Annotated in this window: 10 protein-coding genes; 6 read left to right on the top strand and 4 right to left on the bottom strand. The window is 48.2% G+C overall.

The genetic code is table 11. From position 1 onward, the window contains the following. Positions 1-125 precede the first annotated feature (125 nt). From R7E78_RS16740 to R7E78_RS16725, 4 genes are all read right to left on the bottom strand, one after another. A complete protein-coding gene (locus tag R7E78_RS16740; RefSeq protein ID WP_206954677.1) occupies positions 126-695 on the bottom strand; it encodes a type I DNA topoisomerase in 570 nt (189 codons plus the stop codon). Between the two features lie 76 nt (positions 696-771). Beyond that, positions 772-1,251, bottom strand: a complete 480-nt coding sequence (locus tag R7E78_RS16735; protein WP_005379074.1) for a DUF494 family protein — start codon at positions 1,249-1,251, stop codon at positions 772-774. Between the two features lie 2 nt (positions 1,252-1,253). Then, a complete protein-coding gene (gene dprA, locus R7E78_RS16730) occupies positions 1,254-2,363 on the bottom strand; it encodes a DNA-processing protein DprA (RefSeq protein WP_213894300.1) in 1,110 nt (369 codons plus the stop codon). Then, positions 2,347-3,441 carry a LysM peptidoglycan-binding domain-containing protein gene (locus R7E78_RS16725; protein WP_017821578.1) on the bottom strand — a complete coding sequence of 365 codons (1,095 nt, stop codon included), beginning with the start codon at positions 3,439-3,441 and terminating at the stop codon, positions 2,347-2,349. Before R7E78_RS16725 ends, dprA begins: the two co-directional genes overlap by 17 nt. A gap of 138 nt (positions 3,442-3,579) precedes the next feature. Here R7E78_RS16725 and def point away from each other — a divergent pair, with 138 nt between their 5' ends. The 6 genes from def to R7E78_RS16695 all read left to right on the top strand — a co-directional run bounded on the left by def (position 3,580) and on the right by R7E78_RS16695 (position 9,949). After that, positions 3,580-4,098: a peptide deformylase gene (gene def, locus R7E78_RS16720; RefSeq protein ID WP_005379068.1), complete on the top strand. Its 519-nt coding sequence runs from the start codon at positions 3,580-3,582 to the stop codon at positions 4,096-4,098. 33 nt (positions 4,099-4,131) lie between these two features. Beyond that, on the top strand, positions 4,132-5,079 hold the full coding sequence (gene fmt / locus R7E78_RS16715) for a methionyl-tRNA formyltransferase (protein WP_005379066.1): 948 nt from the start codon (positions 4,132-4,134) through the stop codon (positions 5,077-5,079). Between the two features lie 80 nt (positions 5,080-5,159). Continuing rightward, the gene (gene rsmB / locus R7E78_RS16710; protein ID WP_005379065.1) at positions 5,160-6,443 is read left to right on the top strand and encodes a 16S rRNA (cytosine(967)-C(5))-methyltransferase RsmB; all 1,284 of its coding nucleotides are present in this window, start codon (positions 5,160-5,162) and stop codon (positions 6,441-6,443) included. Between the two features lie 63 nt (positions 6,444-6,506). Next, positions 6,507-7,883, top strand: a complete 1,377-nt coding sequence (trkA, locus tag R7E78_RS16705) for a Trk system potassium transporter TrkA (RefSeq protein WP_005379062.1) — start codon at positions 6,507-6,509, stop codon at positions 7,881-7,883. Positions 7,884-7,892: 9 nt separating this feature from the next. Then, positions 7,893-9,338: a TrkH family potassium uptake protein gene (locus R7E78_RS16700; protein ID WP_005386656.1), complete on the top strand. Its 1,446-nt coding sequence runs from the start codon at positions 7,893-7,895 to the stop codon at positions 9,336-9,338. Positions 9,339-9,364: 26 nt separating this feature from the next. Beyond that, the gene (locus R7E78_RS16695; RefSeq protein ID WP_213971088.1) at positions 9,365-9,949 is read left to right on the top strand and encodes a DUF3157 family protein; all 585 of its coding nucleotides are present in this window, start codon (positions 9,365-9,367) and stop codon (positions 9,947-9,949) included. Positions 9,950-9,969 lie beyond the last annotated feature (20 nt).

The following is a 9,969-nucleotide window of genomic DNA, read 5'->3' as shown; positions in this document are numbered from 1 at the left end:
TTAGCATGAGTAGTTTTACAGGCAAAGCCGAAGCGGATGATAACCACCTACTGAAGTAGGTGGTTTAGGGCTGAAAACAAAAAAAGGGTCGCACGATGCGACCCTTTTCAATTCCTTTGATTCATTTACCCTTGCTGGGTGTGCTGACACTTACGATTAGCACATTGCAATTTCACACCACTGGCAAGTTTCTTCTCCACCAACAGAGTAAAACCACACTCTTCGCATCGCCCCTTGACCGGAGCAAGGTTCACAGCAAATTTGCATTTAGGGTAGTTATCACACGCGTAGAATGTTTTGCCAAATCGGGTTTTACGCTCAACCAAATGTCCTTTGCCACATTCAGGGCAAGCGTGTTGCTCTTGTGACTGCGCCTCTGGCTCTGGTTGATTAATCGACTCAATATGATGACAAGCCGGGTAATGGCTACAACCGACGAACATACCGTAGCGCCCTTGGCGGAGAACCAACTCATTGCCACACTCAGGACAAGGCACACCCAACTCTTTCACGATGTGACCATCATTGCTGTGTAGCGATTTAATGTAATCACAGCTTGGGTAATGGTTACAGCCGAGAAATGGGCCATGTTTTCCGTGCTTGAGAGTCAGCTCACCACCACATTTTGGACACGGCTCGTGCTCCAAAGCGTGTTCATGGGCAGAGAAAAGGGTGTTGTCGATTTTACTACTCATACTTACCGTTTCGTGAAAAACACACAAAAAGACAAGCTCGCGTTTATTCTAGTTAAACTCGAACTTGCCCTGATGGTTAGTGAAGAATCCCTTGTTCCTTGGTGTACAACAGCTCTTCCATTAGCGTGTAAGCGTTTTCGTTGCCAGGCACATTAAACAGCACCATCAGAATGATCCATTTGAGGTCTTCAAGCTCAAACTCACTCGTTTCTAATCCCATCACTCGGTCAATCACCATTTCGCGAGTTTCTGTGGTTAACACATTGATTTGCTCAAGAAACAATAGAAATCCTCGGCATTCCAAATCTAAACGCTGCATCTCTTTCGCTGTGTAGATACGAGTTGATGACGAAGCCATGCAAGTCGAGATTGCAGAAGAGGTGTCACTTTGCTGCAATGCGGCAAGCTCTTCTAACCAGACAAGGGCTTTGTAGATATCTTTTTGTTGGAAGCCTGCACGAAGCAACTCTTCTTCCAACTCGTCTTGTTCGACCTGTAACTCTGCATCGCTATGGATGTAGGTTTCGAATAGATACATCAGTATATCCATCATCATAGCTAGCCCCTCCCCTTTCGAATATAGCCACCTGAAACCGCAACGACATGCCCAGAGAGTTCTAACTCTAAGAGCTGCATCATGACTTCTTGGACAGGTATATTGGTCCTGTTTGCAAGAATATCAACCGGTGTAGCTTCACTTCCTACGTTAGCTAACAGCTGAGGAAATGGCAATTCTTCTTCATCATTTAACGTAGAAAATAAATCGGTACTCTGATTAATAGACCAATCAAGCAAGGACTGTATTTCATCTAAGACATCTTTCGTCTTTTCTACGAGGCAAGCGCCATGACGTATCAACTGGTTTCCACCGCAGGCATTGGGGGCATTGATTGACGCTGGCAGCGCAAATACTTCTCGACCTTGCTCAAGCGCGTAACGAGCTGTAATTAACGAGCCGCTCTTTTTCGCCGCCTCGACGACCAGTACACCAAGCGATAATCCACTAATAATACGATTACGACGCGGGAAGTTTTCTGGGCGCGGCTTGGCATTAGGCCGAAACTCAGACACCAAAGCCCCATGTTCAATAACACGTTGCGCTAAACCACGATGACGTGCCGGATAAATATTTTCTAAGCCAGATCCTAGCACCGCAATCGTCTTACCACCCGCTTGCAACGCACCATCATGCGCATGACCATCAATGCCTAAAGCGAGACCACTGGTGACAATAAAATCGTGCTGAACAAACTCTGCAGCAAACTGACGTGCATGCTGTAATCCATCAATACTCGCATTTCGACTTCCAACCATCGCGATTTGTGGCTGAGAAAGACAAGTAGGGTTTCCTTGAACAAAAAGTAGAGGTGGCGGTGCAACGATTTGTTTGAGCTGAGGTGGATAACACGGGTCAGTCAGTGTCAGGATATGATGATTTGTAGAAGCCTCAAGCCAGCTTAAACAAGCATCGACTTCTTTATCTGTTGAAGCCCAAGCTTGAATTTGCTTAGTTGTTAACCCAAGTTGTTGTAGCTGTTCAGGAGAGAAGTTTACGATGTTACGTGGCGTGTCTCTTGCCAGTAGCTTATTCATTTTGACGCCGCCAATGCCTGGCAAACAACTCAGTTTTAACCAGGCAGCGAGATCATCGTTATTTCGTCGATTCATCGATGGTTAATTCGTCCGCCAACGGTGACACCACCGAAATATCTTGGTTAATGGGTTTCGTACTGTTAGTGATCAGTGCCAAGCTAAAGTACTCATAAGGACGAATGACCAGCAACTCACCAACTTTGCTTTGAGGCAAAGTAATTTTCTTATCAAGCACGCCAAACTCTTTCTTGAACTCATCGCCGTCTTTGTAAACTGGGTGCGCGTCTTCTTTTAAATCAAACACACTGCCTTGCTTGAGATTGTCTGACGTGCCTTTATCAATCACCACGACTTGGTTAGTTGAACTAAAGCGAATACCTTCGATATTACCTAGCAACTTTGCAGAACTGCCTTGTGGCGACGGCAGCGGATAGAACGTAGTCGTGAAGTCAGTATTCTCAACCGATTGATTTGGCAACGCGATATCGTTACGTAGGATTTCTTGCATTTGCGATGTAAGCTTCAAACCTGAATAATCACTCGAAGCTTCAACGAGCTCGCCTTTGGCAATCAAACGCAGCGCGGTAATCTCTTCCGACACATCGTCACGCGAAAAGGTAGCTACTGGTCGGTAAATAGCCCAACCTGTCGCGGTCTGATTGCCATTGATATACAGCACATCTTCTGCAGTCAGATACTTACTGCCTTTGCTGCTACCCATCACTTTTGCTGCTCTGTTCAACGAATCTTTATCTAGCAACCGATCCGATTTAAGGTAAGGCATCACCAAACCTTCCGCGACCGTTGGTACGGCTTTCTTTTCTGTGATGCGAGCTTTCGGGCTCAGCTTCTTAACCGGTTTTAGGCTCAACACGGGCTGACCGTTAATCCACACCAAAGACAGCTTGTCTCCGGGATAAATTAAATGAGGGTTATCGATTTCCGGGTTTACTTGCCATAAACGAGGCCACAACCACGGGCTATCTAAGTACATGGCCGAAATATCCCATAGCGTATCGCCCTTCACGACTACATACGTTTGTGGCGCATCATCTTTAACAGTCAGTGGGTTCGCATCCACATTTGCTACAGCGTTGAAAGAGAAAAGTAACGGCAACGTAACACTGGCAACGTTGCGGAAAATTCGATTCATGACCCTCGTCCTTGGTCTATTAAGCAGGAACCAGAATGGAAATTGGTGCAAGGATGCTGTCATTTAGGCTATAAAATGTCTAGAATTGAGCCAACAAGGTTTGTGCTGTTTCGGCACAGTTCAATATTTCGAGTGAATATGTCTGTATTACAAGTATTAACATTCCCGGATGATCGCCTGCGCACAGTCGCAAAGCCTGTTGAAGCGGTGACGCCTGAGATTCAAAAAATCGTCGATGACATGATTGAAACCATGTACGACGAAGAAGGTATTGGCCTTGCTGCAACGCAGGTTGATATCCACAAACGTATCGTAGTGATTGATATTTCAGAAACTCGCGATGAGCCGATGGTGCTAATCAACCCTGAGATTCTGGAAAAGCGTGGCGAAGATGGCATCGAAGAAGGCTGTCTGTCGGTACCAGGTGCACGCGCACTTGTGCCTCGCGCTGCAGAAGTTACCGTTAAGGCACTGGATCGTGATGGCAAAGAGTTCACCTTTGAAGCCGACGACCTGCTAGCGATTTGTGTTCAACACGAGCTTGATCACTTACAAGGTAAGCTGTTCGTGGATTACCTATCGCCACTGAAACGCAAACGCATTCAGGACAAGCTAGCGAAAATCAAACGCTTTAACGAGAAGCAGCAAAACGCTTAATCTCGAACCATACCAATTAGAAGGAAGTCTACCTTGAGTCAGTCTTTACGAATTGTCTTTGCAGGTACTCCGGATTTCGCCGCCCGTCACTTGGCGGCGTTGTTGTCTTCGGAGCATGAAGTCATCGCGGTTTACACAAACCCAGATCGTCCAGCGGGTCGTGGCAAAAAATTGGCTGCGCCACCGGTAAAACAACTGGCGCTAGAACACAACATCCCGGTTTACCAACCTGAAAGCTTTAAGTCCGACGAAGCGAAACAAGAACTTGCCGATCTGAACGCCGATCTCATGGTTGTCGTGGCGTACGGTATGCTGCTGCCACAAGCGGTTCTTGATACCCCTAAACTGGGTTGTATCAACGTACATGGTTCTATCCTACCTCGTTGGCGTGGTGCGGCTCCAATCCAACGCTCTATTTGGGCGGGCGATGCAGAAACTGGCGTGACCATCATGCAGATGGACATCGGTCTCGACACTGGTGATATGCTGAAGATTGCAACTCTGCCAATCGAAGCGACAGATACCAGCGCTTCAATGTACGAAAAATTGGCTGAGCTTGGTCCAGAAGCCCTGATTGACTGCCTAGTAGACATTGCTGCGGGTAAAGCAGTGCCAGTGAAGCAAGACGATGAGCTAGCGAACTATGCGAAAAAGCTCAGCAAAGAAGAAGCACGCATCAACTGGAACGACGATGCGGCGCACATTGAGCGCTGCGTTCGTGCATTTAACCCATGGCCAATGAGCCACTTTGAGGCGGCAGAAAACAGCATCAAAGTATGGCAAAGCCGTGTGGCAGAGCAAACCAGTGACAAGCCAGCCGGCACCATCGTACAAGCAGATAAAACCGGTATTTATGTTGCGACAGGCAACGGCGTACTGGTGCTAGAGCAACTGCAAGTTCCTGGCAAAAAAGCCATGTCAGTTCAGGATATTCTGAACTCGCGTGCGGCTTGGTTTGAAGTGGGCACTCTGCTGGTTTAAGCCATACTAGGGGTTATTATCCCCAATTATACGAACTTTTAGAGGGCAGAGATGCCCTCCTTTACTTTAAGGTACTCATCATGAATGTTCGCGCTGCGGCTGCTAACGTCCTGTATCTTGTCGTCGACAAGGGCCACTCACTTTCAAGCGCTCTTCCAGCGGCTCAACAAACGGTACGACCTCGTGACCACGCTCTGTTACAAGAGATCTGTTACGGTGCGCTACGTTACCTCCCTCGCCTAGAAATGATCGCAAACCAGTTGATGGATAAGCCGCTCAAAGGCAAACAACGTGTATTCCATCACCTAATTCTGGTTGGTATTTACCAACTGAGCTTCATGCGTATTCCTGCGCACGCAGCAGTCGGTGAAACGGTTGAAGGCACTAAAGAGCTGAAAGGTCCTCGTCTGCGTGGTTTGATTAACGCGGTATTGCGTAACTACCAGCGCAACCAAGAAGAACTCGACCAAATGGCCGTCAGCAACAACGCTGGCAAGTACGGTCACCCAAGCTGGTTACTAAAACTGCTGCAAGAGGCCTACCCACAGCAATGGGAAAGCATTGTTGATGCGAACAACCAAAAAGCACCAATGTGGCTGCGTGTGAACCATCAACACCACACTCGTGATGAATACCTTGCGCTGCTCAAAAATGAAAACATTGATAGCACGCCACACACAGAAGCAATGGACGCCATAAAATTGGCCGCACCATGTGATGTGATGAAGCTACCTGGTTTTGAAAAAGGTTGGGTTTCGGTCCAAGATGCGGCGGCGCAGCTCTCGATCAACTACCTAAAACCACAAGACGGCGAACTGATTTTAGATTGCTGTGCTGCGCCAGGTGGCAAGACGGCGCACATTCTAGAGCGCACGTCGGGCAGTGAAGTGGTCGCGATTGACTGCGACGACACACGCCTGAAACGTGTGCATGAAAACCTGAAGCGTCTCAACCTTCAGGCAAAAGTGGTTTGCGGTGATGCGCGTAATCCACAAGAATGGTGGCAAGGCGAGCAATTTGATCGCATTTTGCTGGATGCCCCATGTTCTGCGACTGGCGTGATTCGTCGTCACCCAGACATCAAATGGCTACGTCGTGCAGACGACATCGCCGCATTAGCAGAGCTACAGAGTGAAATTTTTGATGCCATGTGGACGCAACTGAAACCCGGCGGCACAATGGTTTACGCGACTTGTTCAATCACACCGCAAGAAAACGTGGAGCAAGTAAAAGCGTTTTTAGCACGTACCGCGGATGCGCAACTGCTGGATTCTGATCCCGACCAGCCTGGTCGTCAAATTCTACCAGGCGAAGAAGATATGGATGGTTTCTACTACGCAGTGCTAACTAAAACACACGCGTAACAGCATGCTAAATAGGGCGATTGAAGTGATTTCAATCGCCTTTTTCAGATACGAGAAAAGAGTATGAAGATCATTATTCTTGGTGCAGGTCAGGTTGGCGGCACACTGGCAGAAAACCTAGTGGGTGAAAACAACGACATCACCATCGTCGACAATAATGCCGACCGACTGCGTGAATTGCAGGACAAATACGACCTACGTGTGGTCAATGGCCATGCGAGCCATCCAGACGTGCTACACGAAGCTGGCGCGCAAGACGCCGATATGCTCGTCGCAGTAACCAACACTGATGAAACCAACATGGCCGCCTGTCAGGTCGCGTTCACTCTATTCAATACCCCAAACCGCGTTGCACGTATTCGCTCTCCAGAATATCTGGCCGAAAAAGAAGCCCTGTTTAAATCTGGTGCTATTCCTGTTGATCACCTTATCGCACCAGAAGAACTCGTTACGAGCTACATCGAACGTCTGATCCAATACCCAGGCGCGCTGCAAGTGGTGAGCTTTGCTGAACAGAAAGTCAGCCTAGTGGCGGTGAAAGCTTACTATGGTGGCCCGTTGGTGGGTAACGCGCTGTCTGCTTTGCGTGAGCACATGCCGCACATTGATACTCGTGTGGCGGCGATTTTCCGTCAAGGCCGTCCGATTCGCCCACAAGGCACCACCATCATTGAAGCCGACGATGAAGTGTTCTTCGTTGCAGCAAGTAATCATATTCGCTCAGTGATGAGTGAGCTTCAGCGTCTAGAAAAACCGTACCGCCGCATCATGATTGTTGGCGGGGGTAACATCGGCGCAAGCTTGGCAAAACGCCTAGAGCAAACTTACAGCGTGAAACTGATTGAGCGTAACTACCAGCGTGCAGAAAAGCTCTCTGAGCAACTAGAAAATACCATCGTGTTCTGCGGTGATGCGGCAGACCAAGAGCTTCTCTCGGAAGAGAACATCGACCAAGTCGACGTTTTCATCGCGCTGACCAACGAAGATGAAACCAACATCATGTCTGCAATGTTGGCAAAACGCATGGGCGCTAAAAAAGTGATGGTGCTGATCCAACGTGGCGCTTATGTAGACCTGGTACAAGGCGGCGTAATTGATGTAGCAATCTCACCTCAGCAAGCCACTATTTCAGCCTTGCTAACGCACGTTCGTCGCGCTGATATCGTAAACGTGTCCTCACTTCGCCGCGGCGCTGCGGAAGCGATTGAAGCCGTCGCTCACGGTGATGAAAGTACATCTAAAGTGGTTGGACGTGCGATTGGAGATATAAAGCTTCCACCTGGGACCACCATTGGTGCTATCGTTCGTGGCGAAGAAGTTCTTATTGCCCACGACCGTACGGTCATCGAGCAGGATGACCATGTGGTGATGTTCCTGGTCAACAAAAAATACGTATCAGACGTCGAAGCGCTATTCCAGCCGAGTCCATTCTTCCTCTAGGATTTTCCTATGGTCAACTTACGTCCCGTACTGTTTGTTATCGGGCTGGTTTTATCCAAACTGGCCCTGTTTATGTACGTGCCGACTTTGGTCGCTTTCTTTACCGGTACGGGGGGATTCCTCGATTTCGCCCAAGCCGTTGTGATCACGCACCTTGCCGCCTTCATCTGCCTAACGATAGGTCGAACCGCCAAGTTCAAACTCAGCGTACGCGATATGTTCCTCATCACCAGTTTGGTTTGGACCATCGCGAGTGCGTTTGCCGCCTTGCCATTTGTGTTTATCAACCACATCAGCTTCACCGACGCCTACTTCGAAACGATGTCGGGTATCACCACGACGGGCTCAACGGTGCTCAGTGGCCTAGACAACATGGCGCCGAGCATATTGCTGTGGCGCTCTATTTTACAATGGCTTGGTGGCATTGGTTTTATCGTGATGGCGGTAGCAGTGTTACCTATGCTGAATGTCGGTGGTATGAAGCTATTCCAAACCGAATCATCAGATTGGTCGGATAAAAGTAGTCCAAGAGCGAAAACGGTCGCCAAAAACATCGTAGCGGTTTATTTAATGCTAACGGGCTTATGTATTTTGGGCTACTTGGTCACTGGCATGAACCTGTTCGAAGCAATCAACCATGCCTTTACTACGCTATCGACGGGTGGATACTCTACATCTGATGGGTCAATGAACCACTTCTCTAATGGCGCACACTGGGTGGCCACTACCTTTATGTTCTTAGGTGGTTTGCCGTTTTTGCTCTTTATCGCCGCGTTACGTAAACGCCGTATTGATGTGTTGGTTAACGACGCTCAAGTTAGAGGATTTGCGTACCTGTTCGTATTCTCAAGCTTAGTGATTTCAGCTTGGTTAGTGATTCGAGATGGGTACACCATTTTGGATGCCCTGCGAGTGTCGATGTTTAATATTGTCTCTGTCGTCACCACAACTGGCTTTGGCTTAGAAGACTTCACCGCATGGGGCGCATTACCCACTACTCTTTTCGCATTCTTAATGATGGCGGGAGCATGCTCAGGATCAACGTCTGGCGGGATCAAAATCTTCCGCTTCCAAATTGCGATGACGCTGCTAAACAAACAAATGATGAAGTTGATTCACCCTTCAGGGGTGTTTGTACAGCGTTATAACCAGCGACCGGTGAATGATGATATTGTTCGCTCAGTGGTGGCATTTGGCTTGATGTTTTTTATCACCATTATCTTTATCGCGGGTTGTTTAAGTGCTCTTGGCCTCGACCCTGTGACCAGTATTTCTGGCTCAATCACCGCCGTTGCCAATGTTGGCCCTGGTATGGGCAGTGTGATTGGCCCGACAGGCAACTTCGCGCCTCTGCCCGATACTGCCAAATGGCTCTTAAGCTTTGGGATGTTAATGGGCCGCTTGGAAATTCTGACTATTCTTGTACTGTTCTTTCCTGCGTTTTGGCGCCGCTAAGCAGACTCTAATTAAAAGGTATAACAATGAAAACATGGATTACTCTGGCGACCCTACTTGCCGCCTCATCCACATACGCCGCCGAGGTCATCACTTTAGCCGATGGTCGAGAAGTGAAGTTGAACGATGACTTTACCTGGGAGTACGTCATGAAAAAACCGGCGCAGCAAGCGACGGAGACACAAACAACAGCAAGCGTAGTTGAAACAATCGCAGCTCCTGCGATTGCGACAATTCCTGTGGTAACGAAAACCGTTGGCACGACCGTGGTGGTAAACGCCAAAAAGCCAACCATGCAGCTATCAGATTCAGGTGTGGATGTATTGATTGGTTCAGCAAGCTATCAAAGCGGTGAGCTTATTTTGCCTACATCAATCACTAACCAAAGCTCTCAATCTGTCATTCAAGTGGAAGTTGAGGTGCAAGTGTTTGATATGTCTGGTCAGCAACTGGCAAAAGAAAACGTGACGGTTTGGCAATCCATCAAGCGCATTGCGGATACCTACCTGCGACCACAGCAAGCGGAACAAGGTAAGAGCATTAAATTGGCTGTACCGCAATCACAGCAATACCAGTTTTCTGCCAAAGTGCTAGAGGTAAAAACTCGCTAATACGTGTTTAATATTCTTTG

Source organism: Vibrio sp. YT-19(2023), from assembly GCF_033337395.1.
Note: the sequence above shows the minus strand (reverse complement) of the source record. Positions and strands in the feature narration are given on the sequence as shown.